Here is a 21,901-nt window from a genome sequence, read left to right on the forward strand (position 1 = left end):
GTGGTGTATGCCGCGATTACTTGACCGGGTAGACGAACGGCATGACGAGACCGATCAGGGCGAGCGCCTCACAGAGGACGAAGCCAAGGATCTGGTTCGCACGGATCAGACCGGCGGCCTCGGGCTGGCGGGCCAGTGCCTGGGTGCCGTTACCGAAGATGATACCGACGCCGACACCGGGGCCGATGGCGGCGAGACCGTAGCCGATCGAGCCGAGGTTGCCGGTGATGTGGGTGGCGGCGAGGGTCTGGAGAGCGGACATGCCGTTTCTTCCTTCTCTTTCACGAACCGGTGGGGGTTGGCCACCGGACGACTGTCGGGATGGGGCTGGCTGATTCAGTGGTGCTCGGCGAGAGCGCCCTGAATGTAGTTGCTGGCCAGGAGGATGAAGACGTAAGCCTGCAGCGCCTGGATGAACAGCTCGAAGGCAGTCAGCAGGATGGTCATCACGAACGAGACGCCGGCGTAGGCGATGCCGATGCCGTTGAAGAGGTACCAGCTCGCGATGGTGAAGATCAGCAGCAGTACGTGCCCGGCGAACATGTTCGCAAAGAGTCGTACCGCGTGCGTGAAGGGGCGGATCAGCAGGTTCGAGAAGACCTCGATCAGCATGACCACCGGAAGGACCGGGCCGAGCGACTTGTCGTAGCCCGCGATGTTCTTCCATCCGCCGACGAAGCCGTGGCGCTTGAACGTGATGCTCAGCCAGAGGACGTAGACGATTGCCGCGAGGGCCACCGGATAGCCGATGACCGAGGGCACCGGGAACTGTGCGACCGGAATGATCGCCCAGATGTTCATGATCCAGATGAAGAAGAACAGCGAGACCATCAGCGGGACGTACTTCTCGCCCTCGCGCTTGCCCAGCGTCTCGTAGACGACGCCGCGACGGATGAAGTCGTAACCCGCCTCGGCCACCATCTGAAGCTTTCCGGGCACGACCTTCGGCTTGTTGAAGGCCGCCCAGAAGAAGCCGACGACGATGATCGTGGTCAACGCAACCAGCAGCATCGGCTTGTTGATCTCGATGCCGTTGACGGTGAACAGCGGCTTGAACAGAAAGGAATGCAGGCCGGGAGCCGGGAAGCCGCATCCGTTGAAGATGTGGCAATCGGTCTCGAAGGCGAGCACCGTCGTCGGGTCAGCACTCACCGCGGGCTCCTTCAGCGTGGCGCATAGGTACGGCAACCTCGTTGTGTCGGCGCGGCGAGCAGCCGCTGGTCGGCACTGGACTGGTAATACGGATGTGGGGGCGGCTGTCAGGCAATGAGCCTCGCGATGGAACAGGCGTCAGCTCGGATGCCCGCGCCCGCAGTGCCGCAGTTGGCACCGGACGATAGCAGGATCTCGAATGCCTCCTTATCCCGGCCCTACCCTTCACGCCGAAGAGCCGGTCTTCTCGGGCTTGTTGCCCTTGGAGGAGTCCGGTTCGACGTAAAGGATCTTGGCCTTCAGATACGCGCGCACCTGTGCGGCGAGCCACACGATCGTCGTGGCGACCAAGGTGATGGCGAAGGCCCTCGGGTTGAACAGCGTCGTGTTCTTGAACACGGCGAGGAAGACGAAAAGCAACAGGATCTGCGTCGTGTACAGCACGAGTCCCATTGCCTGGAAAAGATGCGGCATTGACTTCGCGGTACGTTCCAGTACGACCAGCCCCACGCCCATGAAGAGCATCACGACCAGCGTCCCGACGACCGCGCCGACCGCTCCCTTGCCGCCCGCGACCACGGCGCTGACGGCGACGGCGACAGCGCCGGCGGCAGCGGTGGGCACGGCGGTCTGGAGGAGAGTCCGGGCGTCGTTGTACGGCATGGCGGTAACTCCGCTTTGCAGTGGGTGGGCAATGGTGTCGTCATGGACGAGCGTAGGCCCGGTCCGAGTCGATGCCTCGGGCCGATAGACCGTGGTACTCAGGTCCTTCAACTCCGTCACCGGGCTTCGTGAACGGTATCACAAACTATTTGATGAGGTCTTTACCAAGAAAGTGTGCCCACTGTCACACGTGAGAGTGAAGTTGCGCGTGTGAGCAAGGCAACTCAATGCGTTGTCTGGTATTGCCCCTTGATGACCGAATCGTCAGTGTGCGGAATCGGCCCTGTCTCTGTCCGAAAAACGCGAACGGGGGCCGATGGCAGTCGCCCCGTTGACGCCTGAGACTCCCACGACGATCGGGGCCCGCTCCTGGGACTCGTGCTCCTCCTGCCTCATCTGCGTTTCCAGCGCCCTCTGTTGGGCCGCGTGCGCGGATGAGGGTTCCGTCCCGGGCACCTCGCCCTTGCCGCGGCGACGGCGGTAGCGGGGCGGTACGAAGCGTTCCGCCCAGTACGGCGCCCGCGGGGTGAAGCGGGGCATCAGCAGCAGTACGAGGCCCAGCGCGCTCAGCCCCATGATCACCAGCACGATCCACAGGGACGCCGAGTGCACGGAGTAGCCGACCGCGCCGAAGGCGATCAGGGCCGACCAGAAGTACATGATCAGCACGGACCTGCTGTGCGAGTGGCCGATCTCCAGCAGTCGGTGGTGCAGATGGCCACGGTCTGCCGCGAACGGCGACTGGCCGTTCCACGTACGCCGCACGATCGCCAGCACCAGGTCGGCGGCCGGGATCGCAATGATGGTCAGCGGCAGCAGCAGCGGGATGAAGACCGGCAGCATCGCCTGGGTGGCCTCGCGCTCACTGCCGGCGAAGAGCTTCATCGTGTCCGGGTCGACCTGTCCGGTGACCGAGATCGCACCGGCCGCGAGCACCAGGCCGATCAGCATCGAACCCGAGTCGCCCATGAAGATCCGGGCCGGATGCATGTTGTGCGGCAGAAAGCCCAGGCACATGCCCATCAGGATCGCCGTGAAGAGCGTCGCGGGGGCCGCCGCCTCGATCATGTGCCCGTACCAGAGCCGGTACGTGTACAGGAAGAACGCGGCGGAGGCGATACACACCATGCCTGCCGCGAGACCGTCCAGGCCGTCGACGAAGTTGACCGCGTTGATGGTGATGACGACCAGGGCGACCGTGAGCAGCGTTCCCTGCCACTGGGTGAGCGCGACGGTGCCGACGCCGGGGATCGGCAGCCACAGAATCGTCAGGCCCTGGATGACCATGACCGCGGCGGCGATCATCTGCCCGCCGAGCTTGATCAGTGCGTCGATCTCGAACTTGTCGTCCAGAACACCGATCAGCCAGATCAGCGCGGCCCCGGAGAGCAGCGCCTGCGGTTCGTTGGAGAACTGGAAGACGCTGTCGAGGTTGGACAGATGGTCCGCGACGATCAGTCCGGCGCACAGTCCGCCGAACATGGCGATGCCACCGAGCCTCGGTGTCGGTTCTCGGTGGACGTCACGCGCACGGATCGCGGGCATCGCCCCGACCGCGATGGCGAACTTGCGCACCGGGCCGGTCAGCAGATAGGTAACCGCGGCCGTGACACAGAGCGTCAGCAGGTAATCACGCACGGGCTGCCCCATAGATTTCGCCGGCCATCTCAGCCCACACTTTAGCTACGTCGGGCTCATGGTTGAGGACACGGAGGCCGGGCCGATGGTTGCACGGACCACGTCTACCCCGGATAGGGCGGATATTTCCGGGCCAGCTCCTGAACCTCCGCGCGGATGTCGCCCTCCTCACGTACCGCCGCTCCGAGGAGCACGGCCAGCCGTGCCATGTCGGCGTCTTCCATGCCCTGGGTGGTGACGGCCGCGGTTCCGAGTCTGATGCCCCGGGCGTCCCCGTACGGAAGCGCGCAGGTGTCCAGCACCAGGCCCGCCCCTGCCAGCCGGGTGCGGGCAGTGGGTCCGTCGACGCCCAGCGGAGCCGGGTCCGCGACGATCAGGTGGGTGTCCGTGCCGCCCGTGGTGACCTCGAAGCCCTCGGCCTCCAGACCTGCGGCCAGCACCCGGGCATGGGCCACCACCCGATGGGTGTACGCGGCGAACGCCTCAGTGGCCGCCTCCCCGAACGCGACGGCCTTCGCGGCCACCGTGTGCATCTGCGCGCCGCCCTGGGTGAACGGGAAGACCGCCCGGTCGATCCGCTCGGCCAGCTCCGCACCGCACAGGATCATCCCGCCGCGCGGACCGCGCAGCACCTTGTGCGTGGTCGCGCAGACCACGTCGGCGTACGGGACGGGGCTCGGGGCCGCTCCCCCGGCGATCAGCCCCATCGGATGCGCGGCGTCGGCGATGAGATACGCGCCCACCTCGTCGGCGATCTCCCGGAACAGTTCGTAGTCGGGATGGCGGGGGTACGAGATCGAGCCGCTGACGATCGCCTTGGGGCGGTGCGCACGGGCCAGGGTGCGCACCTGCTCGTAGTCGATCAGGCCGCTCTCGGAGTCCACCCCGTAGCCGACGAACTCGAACCAGCGGCCGGAGAAGTTGGCGGGCGAGCCATGGGTGAGATGCCCGCCGTACGGGAGTCCCATCGCGAGCACCGTGTCGCCGGGGCGCAGCAGGGCCGCGTATGCGGCGAGGACGGCGGAGGAGCCGGAGTGCGCCTGGACGTTGGCGTGTTCGGCGCCGAAGAGCGAGGTGGCCCGCCGGCAGGCGATGCGTTCGGCGGCGTCGGCCTGCTCGCAGCCGCCGTGGTAGCGGGCGCCGGGGTAGCCCTCGGCGTACTTGTTGGCGAGCGGTGAGCCCAGGGCGGCGAGGACCGCGGGCGAGGTGAAGTTCTCGGCGGCGATCAGCTGCAGGGTGCTCGACTGCCGGTGCAGCTCCTCCAGCAGCACGGCGGCCATCTCCGGGTCCTCCCGGAGCAGGGCGCCGAAATCCTGCGGCAGGGCGGCCTGGGCGGCGAAGTTGGGTGCGGCAGGAGTGGTGACCGGCATCTGACGGCTCCGGGCCTGGGGAAGGGTGCGCTGACGTCAGCTCCAATGTAGGCCCGTAACGGGCCCCCTGCCTGCTGTGCGGCGACACCGTACACCCGTTGGGCCCCCTGGTACCTGGCCCGTGTGTACGGCCGTCAGAGTGGCGCAGGCGCAGGCGTCAGTGCGGGGCGGGTACGCCGGTCAGTGCGGTGACGACCGGGTCGAGGGCCTGGTTGATCTCGTCGCCGATGGACCGGAAGAACGTGATCGGTGCGCCGTACGGGTCGTACACCTCGTCGGCATCGACGGTGGGGGCCAGTAGCCAGCCGCGCAGCGCGGCTGCGGCACGGACCAGTGCGCGGGCGCGCTCGACCACACCCTCGTCGCGCGGGTCGGGCAGCGTGGCGGGGTCTATGGCCCGGACCAGCCGGGTGAATTCCTTGAGGGTGAAGGTCCGCAGCCCGGCCGAGTGACCCATCGAGATCACTTGTGCCCGGTGGTCGCGGGTGGCGGTGAGCACGAGGTCGGCACGGATCACATGCTCGTCGAGCAGTTCCCGGCCGACGAAGCCGGTGGTGTCGGCGCCGAAGTCGGCGAGGACGATCTCGGCGTTGGCCTCCATGGGGGCGCCTTCGTGGCCCCAGGTGCCCGCACTCTCCACGATCAGTCCGCCGCTGAGCGGATCGCCGAGGCGGTCCACCAGGGCGTGCCGGGTCAGCCGCTCGGTGATCGGTGAGCGGCAGACATTGCCGGTGCTGACGTGGAGGATGCGGAAAGTGTCGGCCTGCCCCGCTATGCCACGCCCCTCAGGGGCGGTCAATTGGCCACCTCGAGGTCGGGTACCACCTTGCGGAGTTCCTCGACGGAGAGCGCACCGGCGCGCAGCAGTACGGGGACCTTGCCGGTCACATCGACGATCGACGAGGGCACGATGCCGGGCGTCGCGCCGCCGTCGAGGTAGACGGAGACGGAGTCGCCGAGCATCTCCTGAGCGGCGTCGCAGTCCTCGGGGGCCGGGTGTCCGGTGAGGTTGGCGCTGGAGACGGCCATCGGGCCGACCTCGGTGAGCAGCTCGATGGCGACCGGGTGCAGCGGCATCCGGATCGCTACGGTGCCGCGGGTGTCCCCGAGATCCCACTGCAGCGACGGCTGGTGCTTGGCGACGAGCGTGAGGGCGCCGGGCCAGAAGGCGTCGACGAGCTCCCAGGCCTGCTCGGAGAAGTCGGTGACCAGTCCGTGCAGGGTGTTCGGGGAGCCGATCAGGACGGGCGTCGGCATATTGCGGCCGCGGCCCTTGGCGTCCAGCAGGTCGGCGACGCCCTCGGAACTGAAGGCGTCCGCACCGATTCCGTACACGGTGTCGGTGGGCAGCACGACCAGTTCGCCGCGGCGGACGGCCGACGCGGCCTCACGCAGACCCGTCGTACGGTCGGTCGCGTCGTTGCAGTCGTATCGCCGTGCCATCAGCCGGCCTCCTCAAGCATGTACGGGTATGACGGGTACGGGTCGTGCGGGTGGTGGCCGCCGGTCACGGCATGGCCTTGCGGGCCGTGGCGAACCGCGGCCGGTTGTTCAGGTCGGGATGGTCGGCCGCATCGGCCCAGCCGCGTTCCTCCGTGAAGATCCACGGCACCTGGCCGCCCTGGGTGTCGGCGTGCTCGATGACGACGAGGCCGCCGGGGCGCAGCAGGCGGTGTGCGGTGCGTTCGATGCCGCGGATGGTGTCGAGGCCGTCCTCGCCGGAGAAGAGGGCCATCTCCGGGTCGTGGTCACGGGCCTCGGGTGCCACGTACTCCCATTCGGTGAGCGGGATGTACGGCGGGTTGGAGATGACCAGGTCGACCTGGCCGTCGAGTTCGGGAAGGGCCGTGAGCGCGTCTTGGTGGTGGACGGTGACCCGCGACCCCTCGGCGTTCTTCCTGGTCCACTTCACGGCGTCGTCGGAGAGCTCGACGGCGTGCACGCGCGAGCGGGGAACCTCCTGCGCCATGGCCAGGGCGATGGCGCCCGATCCGCTGCAGAGGTCGACGATGAGCGGCTCGACGACATCCATCGCGCGGACGGCGTCTATCGCCCAGCCGACGACCGATTCGGTCTCCGGGCGGGGGACGAAGACACCGGGTCCGACCTGGAGCTCCAGGTAGCGGAAGAAGGCGCGTCCGGTGATGTGCTGCAGCGGTTCGCGGGCCTCGCGGCGGGCGATGGCCTCCCAGTAGCGGGCGTCGAAGTCGGCGTCCGGCACACGGTGCAGCTCGCCCCGCTTGACGCCGTGCACGAACGCGGCGAGCTCCTCCGCGTCGAATCGCGGTGAAGGGACACCGGCGTCGGCCAGCCGCTGGGTGGCCTGGGCCACCTCGGCGAGCAGCAGGTTCATCGCGGTTCTCCGTACGGGGTTACGGGCGGGGCGGGCTCGGTCTTATGCGGCGGCGAGCTTGGCGGCGGAGTCGGCGTCGACACAGGCCTGGATCACGGAATCCAGGTCGCCGTCGAGCACCTGGTCCAAGTTGTACGCCTTGAAGCCGACGCGGTGGTCCGAGATCCGGTTTTCCGGGAAGTTGTACGTACGGATCTTCTCGGAACGGTCGACCGTACGCACCTGGCTGCGTCGTACGTCCGAAGCTTCCTGCTCGGCGGCTTCCTGGGCGGCCGCGAGCAACCGCGAACGCAGGATACGCATGGCCTGCTCCTTGTTCTGGAGCTGGCTCTTCTCGTTCTGGCAGGAGGCGACGACGCCGGTCGGCAGGTGTGTGATGCGGACCGCCGAGTCCGTGGTGTTGACGGACTGGCCGCCGGGGCCCGAGGAGCGGTAGACGTCGATACGGAGATCGTTGGCGTGGATCTCGACGTCGACCTCCTCGGCCTCGGGTGTGACGAGCACACCGGCGGCCGAGGTGTGGATACGGCCCTGGGACTCGGTGGACGGCACCCGCTGCACGCGGTGCACCCCGCCCTCGTACTTCAGCCGGGCCCACACGCCCTGGCCGGGTTCGGTGGCGCCGTTTCCGCCCTTGGTCTTCACGGCGACCTGGACGTCCTTGTAGCCGCCGAGCTCGGACTCGGTGGAGTCGATGATCTCGGTCTTCCAGCCGACGCGCTCGGCGTAGCGCAGATACATCCGCAGCAGATCTCCGGCGAACAGGGCGGACTCGTCGCCGCCCGCGCCCGCCTTGATCTCCAGGAGCACGTCCTTGTCGTCGCTGGGGTCGCGCGGGACCAGGAGGAGGCGGAGCTTCTCGGTGAGCTCTTCGCGCTGCTTCTCCAGGTCCTTGACCTCGGCGGCGAAGTCGGGGTCGTCGGCGGCGAGCTCGCGCGCCGTCCCGATGTCGTCCCCTGCCTGCTTCCAGGAGCGGTACGTGCCGACGATCGGGGTCAGCTCGGCGTAGCGCTTGTTGAGCCTGCGCGCGTTGGCCTGGTCGGCGTGGACCGCCGGGTCCGCGAGCTTCTTCTCAAGATCGGCCTGTTCACCGATCAGTTCCTCGACCGCCTCGAACATCTTCGGGCTCCTGGTTTCTTCACTCAAACGTGCCTGCTGGACGGCGTGCTGCTGTCCGGGCTCGGGTACGGGGACGGCCCGTACCACGGGCCGGAAAAAAACGCCGGTCTCGGCGCCCCCGGGAAGAGGGCGCCGAGAACCGGCGCAGTGGCTCGCTACTTGCTGGCGGAGCCGGCAGCCTTGCCGAAGCGGGCCTCGAAGCGGGCCACACGGCCACCGGTGTCGAGGATCTTCTGCTTGCCCGTGTAGAACGGGTGGCACTCGGAGCAGACGTCGGCGCGGATGGTGCCGCCGTCGATGGTGCTCCGGGTCGTGAACGACGCGCCACAGGTGCAGCTGACCTGCGTTTCGACGTACTCGGGGTGAATGTCGCGCTTCAAGGGTTTCTCCTAGGTTCGGGAGGGCGCCGGGTCGTACGCGCGGATTGCACGTCCGTGAACCGGGGCCGACGTACCAGTCTGCCAGGACCGGCCGTATCTCCCAAAACCGGGGGCGGGCTGCAACTATTCCCGGCCCGTCCCGTCACTGGACGACGCTGCCCGCGACGCCCTTGTCGCCCGCCGACTTCTCGGTGGCGGAGGCGGGGATGGCCTTGTCGTGCTTGAGCGCCGTCCACACCTGCCGGGCGGACTCCTCCAGCGGTACGACGCGGTTCGGGTCGGCCGGGTCGTACTGCACGGGCAGGGTGACCATGTGGACGTTCTTCGAGCCGAGCCCCTTGAGGCCGTTCGCGAAGCCGGTGAGCTGCTCGACCGAACCCAGGTCGGAGTCGGTGGTGATGGCCTTTGTCGCCGTGTTCGCGAGGTCGAAGAGAGTCTTCGGATTCGAGAACACCCCGACGCTCTTGACCTGTTCCATCAACGCCTTGATGAACGCCTGCTGGAGCTGGATGCGGCCGAGGTCGCTGCCGTCACCGACGCTCTTGCGGGTGCGGACGAGGCCCAGCGACTGCTCGCCGTCGAGCGTGTGGGTGCCGGGTCCGAGATGCAGATGGCTCTTGGAGTCGTTGATCGCCCTGGTGGTGGTGATCTTCACGCCGCCCAGCTCGTCGATGAGCTTCTTGAAGCCGGTGAAGTCGACTTCGAGGTAGTGGTCCATGCGGATGCCGGACATGGACTCGACGGTCTTGACCGCGCAGGCCGGTCCGCCGACCTCGTACGCCGTGTTGAACATCGCGCGCTGCTCGCCCGCGACGCTCTGCCCCGTGGTGTCGCTGGTGCAGTCGGGACGGGTGATGAGGGTGTCGCGCGGGATGGAGACGACGGAGGCGCTCTTGTGACCCTTGTTGATGTGCACGACCATCGCAGTGTCGGAACGGGCCGTACCCTCGTCGGCGCCGTACTCCGAGTTCGCGCCGGAGCGGGAGTCCGAGCCGAGTACGAGGATGTCCTCGGAGCCGTTGTCGATGTTGTCGGGGCGGTTCTTTCCGAGCGCCGCGTTGATGTCGACGGCCTTGAGATTGCCGTTGAGCTTGAAGTAGGCGTATCCGAGCCCGCCGCCGCCGACGACCACGGCACCGGCCAGGGTCCAGGCGGCGATCACCGTCGCCCTGCGGCGACGGGAAGGCCTCTTCCGGCGTTTGCCGGTGGGGCGTATTCGGCCGCCGCTCCCGCTCTGCTCGCTCATCCGTCTCCTTCGGTCGTCAGGCTTCTCCCGGCCAGGGCCTGTCCGGCCCCGGTCCGCCGGGCAGGCCCTGGCCCCTGCAGCGGTGTTCGGGCACTGGTTTTGTCGGCTTTGGCAACTTGTTGCCACTTCGTACGACGTCGCGGCACGAAGAAGGGTTGCACAGCGACCTGTCACGCCCACGCGAGGACAAAAGGGACGCACAACCTCGATGAACAGCTGGTGATCCCGCGCTCACCTGCGGTTTCTTGCCAGGTGTAGACATCGTGGTGGCCTCTGTCGTCGTGGCGGTTGTGTGGCGAAGGTCTCGGATCGGTCGAAAAGGTCGAATCGACTGCGTCACATTCGCGGGCCCTACGACGCAGGGCCGCCCCCGTCACCGGAGTGACGAGGGCGGCCCTGTGATTCAGCCGATCCGGGTATGACGTCAGTCGTTGCCGTTGCCCGGAGCCGGCGTCGTCTTCTGGATCTGGAGCAGGAACTCCGCGTTGGACTGGGTCTTCTTCATCCGGTCCAGGAGGAGCTCGATCGCCTGCTGCTGGTCGAGCGCGTGCAGCACCCGGCGCAGCTTCCAGACAATGGCCAACTCATCACTGCCGAGCAGGATTTCTTCCTTACGGGTGCTGGACGCGTCGACGTCCACCGCCGGGAAGATGCGCTTGTCCGAGAGCTTCCGGTCGAGCTTGAGCTCCATGTTGCCGGTGCCCTTGAACTCCTCGAAGATCACCTCGTCCATGCGCGAGCCGGTCTCGACGAGCGCGGTGGCCAGGATGGTCAGCGAACCGCCGTCCTCGATGTTGCGCGCGGCACCGAAGAAGCGCTTCGGCGGGTACAGCGCGGTCGAGTCGACACCACCGGACAGGATGCGGCCGGATGCCGGGGCCGCGAGGTTGTACGCACGGCCGAGGCGGGTGATCGAGTCCAGCAGGACGACCACGTCGTGACCCAGCTCGACGAGACGCTTGGCGCGCTCGATGGCCAGCTCGGCGACGGTGGTGTGGTCCTCGGCGGGACGGTCGAAGGTCGAGGAGATGACCTCGCCCTTCACCGACCGCTGCATGTCGGTGACCTCTTCCGGACGCTCGTCGACCAGGACGACCATCAGGTGGCACTCGGGGCTGTTGACCGTGATCGCGTTGGCGATCGCCTGCAGGATCATGGTCTTGCCGGTCTTCGGCGGGGCCACGATCAGGCCTCGCTGGCCCTTGCCGATCGGTGCGACCAGGTCGATGATCCGCGTCGTCAGGACGTTGGAGTCGGTCTCCAGACGGAGCCGGTCCTGCGGGTAGAGCGGGGTCAGCTTCTGGAACTCCGGGCGGCCGCGGCCGGTTTCGGGTGCCATGCCGTTGACCGAGTCGAGGCGGACCAGCGCGTTGAACTTCTCGCGACGCTCGCCGTCCTTGGGCTGGCGCACCGCACCGGTGACGTGGTCACCCTTGCGCAGGCCGTTCTTGCGGACCTGGGCGAGCGAGACGTACACGTCGTTCGGGCCCGGCAGGTAGCCGGAGGTCCGGATGAACGCGTAGTTGTCGAGGATGTCCAGGATGCCCGCGACGGGGATCAGGACGTCGTCGTCGGAGACGGGAACCTCGCTGGCGAATTCCTCGCGGCCACGGCGGCCACGGCGGTCGCGGTAGCGGCCGCGACGACCGCGACGACCGCCTGCCTCGTCGTCGTAACCGTCGTCCTGCGGGCCGCCGCCCTGCTGGCCCTGGCCCTGACGCTGCTGGCGCTGGCCGCCCTGCTGGCCCTGGCCACCGCCCTGCTCGTCGCCCTTGCCGCGGCGATCGCGCTGACGGTCGCGGCGCTCCCCGCGCTCGCCGCGCTCCTGACGGTCGCCCCGCTGGCCGCGGTCCTGGCGGTCGCCCCGGCGGCCCTCGGCCGTGTCGGCGGCGGCTTCGGCCTTGGCGTCGGTGCGGTCGTCGCTCTTCGGCTCGGCCTGTGTCTCCGCCTTGGCCTCGGCGGCCGGCTTGCTCTCCGCCTTGCTCTCCGGGCTGCCCGCCTGAGCGGTCGCACGGCGCCGACGACGCTCACCCGTGGGCTGGTCGTCGCTGGCCGGCTGGCCGGGGATGTCGATCTGCTGCTGCGCGGCGGCCTTCTCGGCGGGCGCGGCGGCCGCGGACTCGTCCCCGGTGCGCGCCTTGGAGGTGGCACGGCGCTTCGGCTTGGTCTCGGCATCCGCGGCGGGCGCGGCGGCCTTGGGCGCGGCGGAGCTACCGGCCTGCGCCTCCTTGATGACCTCGATCAACTGGCCCTTGCGCATACGCGCAGTGCCCTTGATGCCGAGGCCGGACGCGACCTGCTGCAGCTCGGCCAGGACCATGCCGTCAAGGCCGGTGCCGGAGCGGCGGCGCCGTGTGGTGGTGCCAGTGGCAGCACCTTCGGCGGGGGCGGCGCTGTCGACGCTCTTGTCGGCAGTCACGCCCATCAGATCGGTGGTGTCGCTCACGAAGGGTCCTTCCCTGGAGCGGACGTCGGCCTTCTGGCTCGGCGACCGGTTGTGCTGTCCGAGTGCGGTCTGTGATCTTGCGGATCGCGGACCGTGCCGGGGCGGTGGTCCGCCGGGTACGGCGGAGAGATGAAGGTGTGCATGGGTCCGGCGCGAGCATCCCCCTGCTCGGCCCACTCCTGGACAAGCGAGGGGTGTCGTGCCGGTTCCGGAGCGTGCACGAAACTGCTCAGGCAGGCTGCTCAGGCAGTTGGGGAGGCTCCCGGAAGAATTGGTGGTCCCGGAAAGGGACACGAAGCAACGCGCCACATAGACGTCGGTTGCAGACTTGAGGTTAACACTACCGGCTCCAACAAACATTCCCCCTCTCACTCACCGGCAATCACTTCTCGGCTACGGGGCGAGCGGCAGCACACTCGCACCCGGGGCGTCGAGAGTGAGCCGATTGGCCGCCCATCCCTCGCCCGCCAGCTGTGCGACCTTGTCGGCCGCACCGTCCTCGGCCAGTGCGAGCACCGTCGGCCCGGCACCGGAGATGACTGCGGGAACGCCGTCGGCGCGCAGTCGGTTCACGAGTTCCACGCTCTGCGGCATCGCCGGGGCGCGGTACTCCTGGTGCAGCCGGTCCTCGGTGGCGGTGAGCAGCAGCTCGGGGTGTCGGGTCAGAGCCTCGACGAGGAGCGCGGAACGGCCTGCGTTGAAGGCGGCGTCAACATGCGGGACCGTGCGCGGCAGCAGTCCGCGAGCGGTCTCGGTCAGGACCGGCTTGCTCGGGACGAAAACCACCGGAACGATGGAATCTGCGGGATCCATCCTGATGGCGCGGGCCGATCCGCCGTCCATCCAGGCGAGTGTGAACCCACCGAGCAGGCAGGCCGCGACATTGTCGGGGTGGCCCTCGATCTCGGTGGCGAGTTCCAGCAGCGCGGCGTCGTCGAGCCGGGCGTCACCGCCGGTCGTCACGGCACGCGCGGCGACGATGCCGGCACAGATGGCGGCGGAGGAGGAGCCGAGGCCGCGCCCGTGCGGGATGCGGTTGGCGCAGACGATCTCCAGGCCGCGGGGCTGTCCGCCGAGCAGGTCGAAGGCCGCGCGCATGGAGCGTACGAGGAGGTGGCTCTCGTCGCGGGGCAGCGTGTCCGCGCCCTCACCCGCGATGTCGATGTGCAGTCCGGAGTCGGCCACGCGGACGACGACGTCGTCGTACAGCCCCAGCGACAGGCCGAAGGCGTCGAAACCCGGGCCCAGGTTGGCGCTGGTCGCGGGGACGCGCACCCGGACGGCGGCGGCTCGGAAGGCGGGACCGGCCATCGCTTAGACGACTCTCCTTGTGAGACAGCGGGGGTGGTGAAGCGTTTTCTCGATGCTGGCGGGAGGTCGTGGCGGCGGGGAGTGGAATTCCGGAAAACCCGACGGCCACAACGGCCCTTGCACCGCGGCATATGCGGCGGGGCGGGTTGGCTACAGCTTATCGAAGGAAGGTTCTGTCGCGACATAGGGCGCACAGGAGGCGCACGATGCGTGTCGCCCGCCTCCTATGCGCTCTCCGCCCCGAAAAGGGGCGGTTGAGCCGGGTTCTTACCGGCAGATGAACGGGACTCCTGCCGACGGCGAGCCCGGCTCCCGCAGGCAGCTGTGCCCGGCTCCGCAGGCAGCTGTGCCCGGCTCCCGCAGGCAGCTGTGCCCGGCTCTCACCGACAGCCGATCAGCCCGGCCCCCGCCGACCGGCCCAAGGCTTACGCGAGGCCCAGCCTCTCGGCGGCGGTGGCCGCGTCGACCGGGACCGTGACCGGCTGCGGAGCGCCCGCGACGGCCCAGTCGGGGTCCTTGAGCCCGTTGCCGGTGACCGTGCAGACGATCTTCTGACCCGGGTCGACCTTGCCCTCTTCGGCGGCCTTCAGCAGGCCGGCCACGGACGCGGCCGAGGCGGGCTCGACGAAGACGCCCTCCCGGGAGGCCAACAGCCGGTAGGCGGCCAGGATCTGGCGGTCCGTCACCTCGTCGATGAAACCGCCCGATTCGTCCCGGGCGTCCAGCGCGTACTGCCACGAGGCCGGGTTGCCGATCCGGATCGCGGTGGCGATGGTCGACGGGTCCTTGACGATCTCGCCGCGGACGATCGGCGCGGAGCCGGAGGCCTGGAAGCCCCACATGCGCGGGGTGTGCGTGGACATGCTGTCGCCCGCGTACTCCTTGTACCCCTTCCAGTACGCGGTGATGTTGCCCGCATTGCCGACCGGGAGGACATGGATGTCCGGGGCGTCACCGAGCGCGTCGACGATCTCGAACGCGGCGGTCTTCTGACCCTCGATACGGACCGGGTTGACCGAATTGACCAGCGCCACCGGGTAGTTGTCCGAGAGCGAGCGGGCCAGCGTCAGGCAGTCGTCGAAATTGCCGTCGACCTGGAGGATCTTGGCGCCGTGCACGAGCGCCTGGCCCATCTTGCCGAGCGCGATCTTGCCCTGCGGTACGAGGACGGCGCAGACCATGCCGGCCCGCACCGCGTACGCGGCCGCGGAGGCGGAGGTATTGCCGGTGGAGGCACAGATGACAGCCTGTGCGCCCTCCTCCTTGGCCCGGGTGATCGCCATCGTCATACCGCGGTCCTTGAAGGACCCGGTGGGGTTGGCGCCCTCGACCTTGAGGTGCACCTCGCAGCCCGTGCGCTCGGAGAGGACCTGAGCGGGGACGAGCGGTGTACCGCCCTCACGAAGCGTGACGACCGGCGTCGTGCTCGTGACCGGAAGGCGGTCCCGGTACTCCTCGATGATGCCGCGCCACTGGTGGGTGCCCTTGCTGGTCATGGGTCCTTACTCCCCTTCAACACGCATGATGCTGGCGACACCGCGCACGGTGTCGAGCTTGCGCAGCGCTTCGACGGTCGCCGAGAGGGCGGCGTCGGGCGCGCGGTGGGTGACGACGACGAGGGAGGCCTCGCCGCCTCCGCCCGCCCGTCGCCCGCCGCCACCCTGCTCGATGGCGACTTCGTCGCCGCTGCCTGAACTTCGGCCTTGCTGGCGTACCGTATCGATCGATACGCCCTGTTCGGCGAAGACCGTCGCGACCTGGGCGAGTACGCCAGGCTTGTCGGCCACGTCGAGGCTGATGTGGTACCGCGTGACGACGTCGCCCATGGGGCTGACCGGCAGGCGCGTGTACGCGGACTCGCCGGGGCCTGTGGCCTCGTTGAGTTTGTTGCGGCAGACCGCGACGAGGTCGCCGAGGACCGCGGAGGCGGTCGGCGAGCCACCGGCGCCGGGACCGTAGAACATGAGCTGCCCGGCCGCCTCGGCCTCGACGAAGACCGCGTTGTACGCCTCACGGACAGAGGCCAGCGGGTGGCTCAGCGGGATCATCGCCGGATGCACACGCGCGGTGACGGACTGGCCGTCGGCGGCACGCTCGCAGATGGCGAGGAGCTTGACGGTGCAGCCCATGCGGCGGGCGGAAGCGATGTCGGCGGCGGTGACCTCGGTGATGCCCTCGCGGTGCACATCACCGATCCTGACCCGGGTGTGGAAGGCGATACCGGCGAGGATCGCGGCCTTGGCGGCGGCATCGAAGCCCTCGACGTCGGCGGTCGGGTCGGCCTCGGCGTATCCGAGGGCGGTGGCCTCGTCGAGCGCCTCGGAGTACCCGGCGCCGCTCGTGTCCATCCGGTCGAGGATGAAGTTGGTGGTGCCGTTCACGATGCCGAGGACCCGGTTGACCTTGTCACCGGCGAGGGATTCGCGCAGCGGCCGTACGAGCGGGATGGCGCCGGCCACGGCGGCCTCGTAGTAGAGGTCCCGGCCGTACTGCTCGGCGGCGGCATGCAGCGCGGCACCGTCCTCGGCAAGCAGCGCCTTGTTGGCGGAGACGACGCTCGCGCCGTGCTCGAAGGCGGTGGTGATGAGGGTACGGGCGGGCTCGATGCCGCCGATGACCTCGATGACGACGTCGATGTCGCCCCGTTTGACCAGGGCTGTCGCATCGGTGGTGATCAGTGCGGGGTCGATCCCCTCCCGCACCTTGGAGGGCCGGCGCACGGCGACACCGGCGAGCTCGATGGGCGCGCCGATGCGCGCGGCGAGGTCGTCGGCGTGCGTCGTCATGATGCGCGCCACCTCTGAGCCGACCACTCCACAGCCCAGCAGCGCCACCTTCAGCGGACGCGTACGCATCATCCGACCTCGTTTCCTTTACATCTGATGTGTGGACCAGTCTCACTCACCGGACGGGAGTTTCTGCCACTCGTCCGGATCCTGAGACATCTATTTCATCAGCCGACATCGAGACGCAGGAGATCTTCCTCCGTCTCGCGCCGGACGATCACTCGCGCCTCCCCGTCGCGCACGGCGACGACGGGCGGACGCAGGGCATGGTTGTAGTTGCTCGCCATGGAGCGGCAGTACGCGCCGGTGGCGGGCACGGCGATCAGATCGCCGGGCGCCAGGTCGGACGGCAGGAACGCGTCCTTGACCACGATGTCGCCGCTCTCGCAGTGCTTGCCGACGACGCGCACGAGCATCGGCTCGGCGTCGGAGGTACGCGAGACGAGCGCGACGCTGTACTCGGCGTCGTACAGCGCGGTGCGGATGTTGTCCGACATGCCGCCGTCGACGCTGACGTACGTACGCAGCCCCTCCAGGGGCTTGATGGTGCCGACCTCGTACAGCGTGAACGCGGTGGGGCCGACGATGGCGCGCCCCGGCTCGACGGAGATCCGGGGGGTGGCGAGCCCGGCCGCCTCGCACTCACGGGTGACGATGTCGCCGAGCGCCTTGGCGATCTCGTGCGGCTCGCGCGGGTCGTCCTCGGAGGTGTAGGCGATGCCCAGCCCGCCGCCCAGGTCGATCTCGGGCAGTTCGATGCCGTGCTCGTCGCGCACCTCGGCAAGCAGTTGCACCACGCGCCGGGCGGAGACCTCGAAGCCGGCCATGTCGAAGATCTGCGAGCCGATGTGCGAGTGGATGCCGATGAGCTCGAGCCCGTCGAGGGTGAGCGCCCGGCGCACCGCCTCGGCGGCCTGTCCCCCGGCCAGCGCGATCCCGAACTTCTGGTCCTCGTGCGCGGTGGCGATGAACTCGTGGGTGTGCGCCTCGACGCCGACGGTCACCCTGATCTGTACGCGCTGCCGCTTGCCGAGCCGCTGCGCGATGTGCGCGACCCGGGCGATCTCCTGGAAGGAGTCGAGCACGATCCGCCCGACGCCGACGGTGACCGCCCGCTCGATCTCCGCGACGGTCTTGTTGTTGCCGTGGAAGGCGATGCGCTCGGCGGGCATTCCGGCGTCCAGTGCGCAGGTCAGCTCTCCCCCGGAGCAGACGTCGAGGTTGAGCCCCTCTTCCTTGAGCCAGCGCACGATCGCCCGCGACAGGAACGCCTTCCCGGCGTAGAACACATCGGCGTCGCGTCCGAAGGCGTCGGCCCAGGCCCGGCAGCGGGCCCGGAAGTCGCTCTCGTCGAGGAAGTACGCGGGGGTGCCGAACTCCTCGGCCAGCCGCGTCACTTCGATCCCGCCGACGGTGACCGCACCGTCCTCGTCACGGGCGACGGTACGGGCCCAGACCTTCTCGTCCAGGACGTTGAGATCGGCGGGCGGGGCCGTGTAGTGCCCCTCCGTCATGACATCGGCGTGACGGGGCCCGGCGGGGTGTGCGGATCGGCTCATCGTGTTGCTCTGCTCTCTCGGGTCTCTCAGAGGACTTCGGGTGCGCTGATGCCGAGCAGGGACAGGCCGCCTGCCAGCACCGTCCCGGCGGCTTCGGCAAGGGCGAGCCGGGAGCGGTGGACGGCCGAGGGTTTCTCGTCACCGACGGGGAGCGGGGCGGCGCCGTCGTGGAAGTCGAAGAAGGCCTGCGCGACCGCTTCCAGCTGCCGGGCGAGCCGGTCGGGCTCACGGTGGCGGGCGGCGGCGGCGAGCACACCGGGATGGTCGGCGAGGAGTGCGCCGAGCACGGGCGCGTCCACACTCTCCTCGTAGGCGCCACAGAACCCGAGCTGCTGAGCGTTCCGGCTCAAGGCCCGGGTCCGGGCGTACGCGTACCGCACCCGGAACAACGGATTGCTTTCCTGCTGTACGAGGAGCTCATCGTTCCCTGTGCACCGGGCCCGGTCGTGCGGGGCGGCCCGCAGCAGTGCCCAGCGCGCGGCGTCGCTCCCGAGCCGCGCGAAGAGATCGCGGTCCGCGGCGGGCAGGGGCACCACATGCAGCGCCTCCCCGCCGGCGGCCCGCGCCCCGACTTCCGCCCCCTGAGACCGGAGCAGCCGCTCGACGGTCTCGGTGACGACACGGGCGCGCAGCTCCTCGACGGGTACGAACGAGGCGGATACACCGGCGAGGGCGTCCCCGTGCCCGTACTCGGTACCGCTCGCCTCAATGGCGCCGACAAGGACGGCCAGGCCGTCGTCACCGTCCAGAGTGAAGTTCAGGAACCCGGGCCCGGTGACCTCGACACCACTGATCCCCGGCGCCCCCTGCACCCGCTCCCGAAGGATCTCGGCCACATCCCTGGCCGGCAGCGCGGCGGGCCCGGCCAGTTGGAGAGCGACGGCAGTGGCGTAGTCCCCACGCCCGCCCGGCCGTGTCCGCTCCACCCGCACGCGCGCGGGCACGGGCGCGCGCAAGGCGTCCTCGTCAACCGCGCGGCGCACGGCGTGCAGCACGGTCCTGGAGAGATCGGCGGGGGTCACAGCACAAGCGTATGGGAGGAAGGGGGGCGCCCCGCGACCCGGTTTCGCCATGCGGTCACCCTGCGGCGCTCTCCGCCCTCCCGGCACCGTGTCTGCCGTCGACCGACGACGGGTCCTCCCTGTCCACCAACTGCCGTACAAGCCGCACCAGTTCGCTCGGCTCGAAGGGCTTCGCCAGGAACGCATCGACGCCTGCGGCGACCCCGCGGTCCACCTCGTAAGGCGTACACGCACTGATGACCGCCACGGGCAGCCGTCTGGTTCGCGGATCGGAGCGCAATCTGGTGGCGGTCTGCAGACCGTCCAGCCGGGGCATGACGACATCGAGCGTGATCACATCGGGACAGACCCGATGCACCAGATCCAGACACTCGACACCATCGGCCGCGGTCACGACCTCGAAGCCCTCAAGCTCAAGATTGACCCTGATCAACTGCCGGATGACCTCGTTGTCGTCGACAACAAGCACGCGGCCACAAGCCCCTGACACACTCCGAGAGTAGGCGGGGTGTAGGGGCTGCGTCCGGGTTTTGCCTATTTCCGACCCCGGACGAGTGGCGCAGGGGGTGGCCGGATACGCCCAGGACCACCCCTACGCCCCCTCCGCGCGGCCTGTACCGCCGCCTCCGGCAGCACGGAAATACCTGTTCATGGACACCCTGCGGAAGCTGGTAGTGTTTCTCCCGTCGCCGCGTAACGCAGCGATACGCCCCCGTAGCTCAGGGGATAGAGCATCGGCCTCCGGAGCCGTGTGCGCAGGTTCGAATCCTGCCGGGGGCACTTCGATTGAAGTGCCTGAAGACCCCGTCATCAGCGGAAACGCTGAGGCCGGGGTCTTCGCGTATGCGCAGGCATGTGCAGCGCCGAGCGGCCCTGGGGCGGGGTCTGTGGACTATTCGTGGACAGGATCTTGGAGTGCCTGCCCAGGTCGAAGCAGCTGCCTCGGACGCGGGCACCGCCCGGCGTGCCAGTCCCGCTCCAGCTCCGCTGCGTCGAATACGCTGCGAAGACGTCCAACCCGACGTCCTTGACATTGCGTACACACAACGGACTACCGCGCGGCGGCGGCTCTTCGCGTCGGCCCGGATGGCGCGGCTGCCGAGTGCGGGAAGGGGTGTGGCATGAGGTCCCCAGGAGTGCAGCTGCGGGAGATCACCGACGACAACCGGGATGCCGTTCGCGCCCTCCGCGTCCGGCGTGGCCAGAAGCAGTTCGTCGCCTCCGTGTCCAAGTCGCTCAAGGAGGCGACGAAGAAACCAGAGACCAATCCCTGGTACCGCGCCCTGTACCGCGACGACGAGCCAGTCGGCTTCGTGATGCTGTCGTGGAAACCGCCGGCTGGTCCTTACCAAGGGCGGCACTTCATCTGGCGCCTCCTCGTCGACAAGCGGTACCAGGGGCGAGGGATCGGCCGAGAGGCGCTCACGCAGATCTCCGCCCTGGTTCGCGCGGACGGCGCCACCGAGCTGCTGACCAGCTACGAGCCCGGCGACGGCGAACCGTGGCCCTTCTACCAGAAGTTCGGGTTCGAGCCCACCGGGGAGATCGACGACGGCGAGATCGTTCTGCGGCTCACCTTCCCCACTCGGTGAGCTCATACGGAAAGCGATCGCCCCTGGTACTCCAGCCGGACTTCTAGATTTGTCCTGGGCGGTGGCCTGGCGGCGGGGAGTGCAGTGGGTGTGCGGCAGTCGCGGGATGGTCTTGCCGGGGTTGTCCCGCGAACGTGTGGCCCCGCCGCATGTAATGACAGCGTCAGGCACTCACTTGGTGGCGGCGCCTCCAGCGGGACCAGCTCACCGCGTGGTTGCGGTGTTCAACAGGGCGGGGATACGAATACGGCCCCGCAGCGAGCCGGCGGATTCCGGAGGGCTTTCCCAAGGAAAGCGGAGCATCAGAGGTAGGATAGGTGTCATGAGTGAGCCTACCGGCAAGTACTCGATCACCATGCCGCGCGACATCGCCGAAGCCGCCAAGGCCCGCAGTGGCCCCTCCGGCTTGTCCGCCTACGTGGCCGCTGCCGTCGCCCGCCAGATCGAGCGCGACAACCTCAACGAACTCATCCAGGTCGCCGAGGCCGAACACGGACCCATCACCGAGGATGAGATCCAGGCCCTCCGCGACCAGCTCCACCAGGCGCGCCGGCAGCAGGCCCACAACGAGCCGAACGCGGCGTGACACGCTCCCCCGCCGCCCCGGGCGGCACACTCGTCCTCGACAGCGAAGCGCTGGCCAAGGCCGTGCTGCGCAATCGCGCAGTCACCGCCTGGCTCGCCCTTGCCCGCGCCGACGACCTGCGCGTGATCACGTCCGCCGCCACTTTGGTGGAAGTGACCCACCCTCGCATCAACCGTCCAGCCCTGGAGTGGACCCTCTCCCGCCTCGTCATCGAACCGATCACAGAGCCGATCGCACGCCACGCTTCCACCCTCCTCGCCGATGCCGGCCTGCACGGTCACAAGCACGCCATCGACGCCATGCTCGGCGCGACCGCCCTGGCCTCACCCGGCCCTGTCACCGTGCTCACCACCGATCCGGAAGACCTCACCGCTCTGTGCGGCGGACGCATCACCGTCATCAAGGTCTGACCCGGCGCTCTCCGCGACATGGGTGGCCTCATGTCGGTCCTCCGTCAGTTGCTGACGGACCGGGCTGTACTCACATCCCACCGAGACGGATGGGCCACGGAGCCCATGACCTCGAAAAGCAGCAGCACAACGGACACGGCCCACAACTCCCCTACGGCGCCCTGCCACGTCCGTGTCTCGGCAACGCCACCGGGATTCCTGGATGCGCAGAGCGATGTTCCCGCCCTGCGGTTGAATGACCGTGTGTCACGGAAGACAGGATTCAACG

The 21,901-nt window shown here is 68.7% G+C and carries 21 protein-coding genes and 1 tRNA gene; 4 read left to right on the forward strand and 18 right to left on the reverse strand.

From position 1 onward, the window contains the following. Positions 1-16: 16 nt before the first annotated feature. The 18 genes from ACIPEK_RS04620 to ACIPEK_RS04705 all read right to left on the reverse strand — a co-directional run bounded on the left by ACIPEK_RS04620 (position 17) and on the right by ACIPEK_RS04705 (position 19,535). Complete coding sequence (locus tag ACIPEK_RS04620) at positions 17-262, reverse strand: F0F1 ATP synthase subunit C (RefSeq protein WP_383073080.1); 246 nt, start codon at positions 260-262, stop codon at positions 17-19. 74 nt (positions 263-336) lie between these two features. Further along, a complete protein-coding gene (gene atpB / locus ACIPEK_RS04625; RefSeq protein ID WP_383073078.1) occupies positions 337-1,152 on the reverse strand; it encodes a F0F1 ATP synthase subunit A in 816 nt (271 codons plus the stop codon). 225 nt (positions 1,153-1,377) lie between these two features. Beyond that, a complete protein-coding gene (locus ACIPEK_RS04630; RefSeq protein ID WP_383073076.1) occupies positions 1,378-1,815 on the reverse strand; it encodes a hypothetical protein in 438 nt (145 codons plus the stop codon). Between the two features lie 264 nt (positions 1,816-2,079). Then, on the reverse strand, positions 2,080-3,465 hold the full coding sequence (locus ACIPEK_RS04635) for an MraY family glycosyltransferase (RefSeq protein ID WP_401990545.1): 1,386 nt from the start codon (positions 3,463-3,465) through the stop codon (positions 2,080-2,082). 92 nt (positions 3,466-3,557) lie between these two features. Next, complete coding sequence (gene glyA / locus ACIPEK_RS04640; protein ID WP_401990548.1) at positions 3,558-4,823, reverse strand: serine hydroxymethyltransferase; 1,266 nt, start codon at positions 4,821-4,823, stop codon at positions 3,558-3,560. A gap of 157 nt (positions 4,824-4,980) precedes the next feature. Then, on the reverse strand, positions 4,981-5,622 hold the full coding sequence (locus tag ACIPEK_RS04645; protein ID WP_266357930.1) for a protein-tyrosine-phosphatase: 642 nt from the start codon (positions 5,620-5,622) through the stop codon (positions 4,981-4,983). Beyond that, complete coding sequence (locus ACIPEK_RS04650; RefSeq protein WP_266357932.1) at positions 5,619-6,266, reverse strand: L-threonylcarbamoyladenylate synthase; 648 nt, start codon at positions 6,264-6,266, stop codon at positions 5,619-5,621. The genes ACIPEK_RS04645 and ACIPEK_RS04650 overlap by 4 nt, the downstream gene beginning before the upstream one ends. Positions 6,267-6,330: 64 nt before the next feature. Next, on the reverse strand, positions 6,331-7,176 hold the full coding sequence (gene prmC, locus ACIPEK_RS04655) for a peptide chain release factor N(5)-glutamine methyltransferase (protein WP_383073069.1): 846 nt from the start codon (positions 7,174-7,176) through the stop codon (positions 6,331-6,333). Between the two features lie 42 nt (positions 7,177-7,218). Continuing rightward, on the reverse strand, positions 7,219-8,295 hold the full coding sequence (gene prfA / locus ACIPEK_RS04660) for a peptide chain release factor 1 (RefSeq protein WP_383073065.1): 1,077 nt from the start codon (positions 8,293-8,295) through the stop codon (positions 7,219-7,221). Between the two features lie 155 nt (positions 8,296-8,450). Further along, complete coding sequence (gene rpmE / locus ACIPEK_RS04665) at positions 8,451-8,675, reverse strand: 50S ribosomal protein L31 (protein WP_019764351.1); 225 nt, start codon at positions 8,673-8,675, stop codon at positions 8,451-8,453. A gap of 142 nt (positions 8,676-8,817) precedes the next feature. Further along, a complete protein-coding gene (locus ACIPEK_RS04670; RefSeq protein WP_401990553.1) occupies positions 8,818-9,921 on the reverse strand; it encodes an LCP family protein in 1,104 nt (367 codons plus the stop codon). Between the two features lie 424 nt (positions 9,922-10,345). Beyond that, positions 10,346-12,367: a transcription termination factor Rho gene (gene rho / locus ACIPEK_RS04675; RefSeq protein ID WP_383073062.1), complete on the reverse strand. Its 2,022-nt coding sequence runs from the start codon at positions 12,365-12,367 to the stop codon at positions 10,346-10,348. Positions 12,368-12,760: 393 nt separating this feature from the next. Continuing rightward, a complete protein-coding gene (gene thrB, locus ACIPEK_RS04680) occupies positions 12,761-13,678 on the reverse strand; it encodes a homoserine kinase (protein WP_401990556.1) in 918 nt (305 codons plus the stop codon). Between the two features lie 425 nt (positions 13,679-14,103). After that, positions 14,104-15,174: a threonine synthase gene (gene thrC / locus ACIPEK_RS04685; protein ID WP_401990559.1), complete on the reverse strand. Its 1,071-nt coding sequence runs from the start codon at positions 15,172-15,174 to the stop codon at positions 14,104-14,106. Positions 15,175-15,180: 6 nt separating this feature from the next. Beyond that, positions 15,181-16,536, reverse strand: a complete 1,356-nt coding sequence (locus ACIPEK_RS04690; RefSeq protein ID WP_401990562.1) for a homoserine dehydrogenase — start codon at positions 16,534-16,536, stop codon at positions 15,181-15,183. 95 nt (positions 16,537-16,631) lie between these two features. Next, positions 16,632-18,023 (reverse strand): diaminopimelate decarboxylase, encoded by a 1,392-nt coding sequence (lysA, locus tag ACIPEK_RS04695; RefSeq protein WP_401990565.1) that lies wholly within the window; start codon positions 18,021-18,023, stop codon positions 16,632-16,634. A 26-nt stretch (positions 18,024-18,049) separates the two neighbouring features. Then, on the reverse strand, positions 18,050-19,045 hold the full coding sequence (nrtL, locus tag ACIPEK_RS04700; RefSeq protein WP_401990568.1) for an ArgS-related anticodon-binding protein NrtL: 996 nt from the start codon (positions 19,043-19,045) through the stop codon (positions 18,050-18,052). A gap of 55 nt (positions 19,046-19,100) precedes the next feature. Beyond that, on the reverse strand, positions 19,101-19,535 hold the full coding sequence (locus ACIPEK_RS04705; RefSeq protein WP_401990571.1) for a response regulator: 435 nt from the start codon (positions 19,533-19,535) through the stop codon (positions 19,101-19,103). Positions 19,536-19,753: 218 nt separating this feature from the next. Between ACIPEK_RS04705 and ACIPEK_RS04710 the strand changes: the two genes are divergently transcribed. The 4 genes from ACIPEK_RS04710 to ACIPEK_RS04725 all read left to right on the forward strand — a co-directional run bounded on the left by ACIPEK_RS04710 (position 19,754) and on the right by ACIPEK_RS04725 (position 21,633). After that, positions 19,754-19,825 (forward strand) — tRNA-Arg (locus tag ACIPEK_RS04710). Positions 19,826-20,166: 341 nt separating this feature from the next. Then, positions 20,167-20,637, forward strand: coding sequence for a GNAT family N-acetyltransferase (locus ACIPEK_RS04715; RefSeq protein WP_401990574.1), 471 nt, complete (start codon positions 20,167-20,169; stop codon positions 20,635-20,637). A gap of 322 nt (positions 20,638-20,959) precedes the next feature. Continuing rightward, entirely contained in the window at positions 20,960-21,223 is a 264-nt protein-coding gene (locus ACIPEK_RS04720; RefSeq protein WP_401990577.1) for a CopG family transcriptional regulator, read from the forward strand. Beyond that, positions 21,220-21,633, forward strand: coding sequence for a type II toxin-antitoxin system VapC family toxin (locus tag ACIPEK_RS04725; protein ID WP_401990580.1), 414 nt, complete (start codon positions 21,220-21,222; stop codon positions 21,631-21,633). Before ACIPEK_RS04720 ends, ACIPEK_RS04725 begins: the two co-directional genes overlap by 4 nt. Positions 21,634-21,901 lie beyond the last annotated feature (268 nt).

It is taken from the genome of Streptomyces sp. NPDC088246 (assembly GCF_044741025.1).
Classification (GTDB): domain Bacteria; phylum Actinomycetota; class Actinomycetes; order Streptomycetales; family Streptomycetaceae; genus Streptomyces.

Coding starts and splice junctions, on each gene's coding strand:
- ACIPEK_RS04620 (WP_383073080.1), bottom strand. CDS start 262: ATGTCCGCTCTCCAGACCCTCGCCGCCACCCACATCACCGGCAACCTC.
- ACIPEK_RS04630 (WP_383073076.1), bottom strand. CDS start 1,815: ATGCCGTACAACGACGCCCGGACTCTCCTCCAGACCGCCGTGCCCACC.
- ACIPEK_RS04635 (WP_401990545.1), bottom strand. CDS start 3,465: ATGGGGCAGCCCGTGCGTGATTACCTGCTGACGCTCTGTGTCACGGCC.
- glyA (WP_401990548.1), bottom strand. CDS start 4,823: ATGCCGGTCACCACTCCTGCCGCACCCAACTTCGCCGCCCAGGCCGCC.
- ACIPEK_RS04650 (WP_266357932.1), bottom strand. CDS start 6,266: ATGGCACGGCGATACGACTGCAACGACGCGACCGACCGTACGACGGGT.
- prmC (WP_383073069.1), bottom strand. CDS start 7,176: ATGAACCTGCTGCTCGCCGAGGTGGCCCAGGCCACCCAGCGGCTGGCC.
- prfA (WP_383073065.1), bottom strand. CDS start 8,295: ATGTTCGAGGCGGTCGAGGAACTGATCGGTGAACAGGCCGATCTTGAG.
- ACIPEK_RS04670 (WP_401990553.1), bottom strand. CDS start 9,921: ATGAGCGAGCAGAGCGGGAGCGGCGGCCGAATACGCCCCACCGGCAAA.
- thrB (WP_401990556.1), bottom strand. CDS start 13,678: ATGGCCGGTCCCGCCTTCCGAGCCGCCGCCGTCCGGGTGCGCGTCCCC.
- thrC (WP_401990559.1), bottom strand. CDS start 15,174: ATGACCAGCAAGGGCACCCACCAGTGGCGCGGCATCATCGAGGAGTAC.
- ACIPEK_RS04690 (WP_401990562.1), bottom strand. CDS start 16,536: ATGATGCGTACGCGTCCGCTGAAGGTGGCGCTGCTGGGCTGTGGAGTG.
- lysA (WP_401990565.1), bottom strand. CDS start 18,023: ATGAGCCGATCCGCACACCCCGCCGGGCCCCGTCACGCCGATGTCATG.
- ACIPEK_RS04715 (WP_401990574.1), top strand. CDS start 20,167: ATGAGGTCCCCAGGAGTGCAGCTGCGGGAGATCACCGACGACAACCGG.
- ACIPEK_RS04720 (WP_401990577.1), top strand. CDS start 20,960: ATGAGTGAGCCTACCGGCAAGTACTCGATCACCATGCCGCGCGACATC.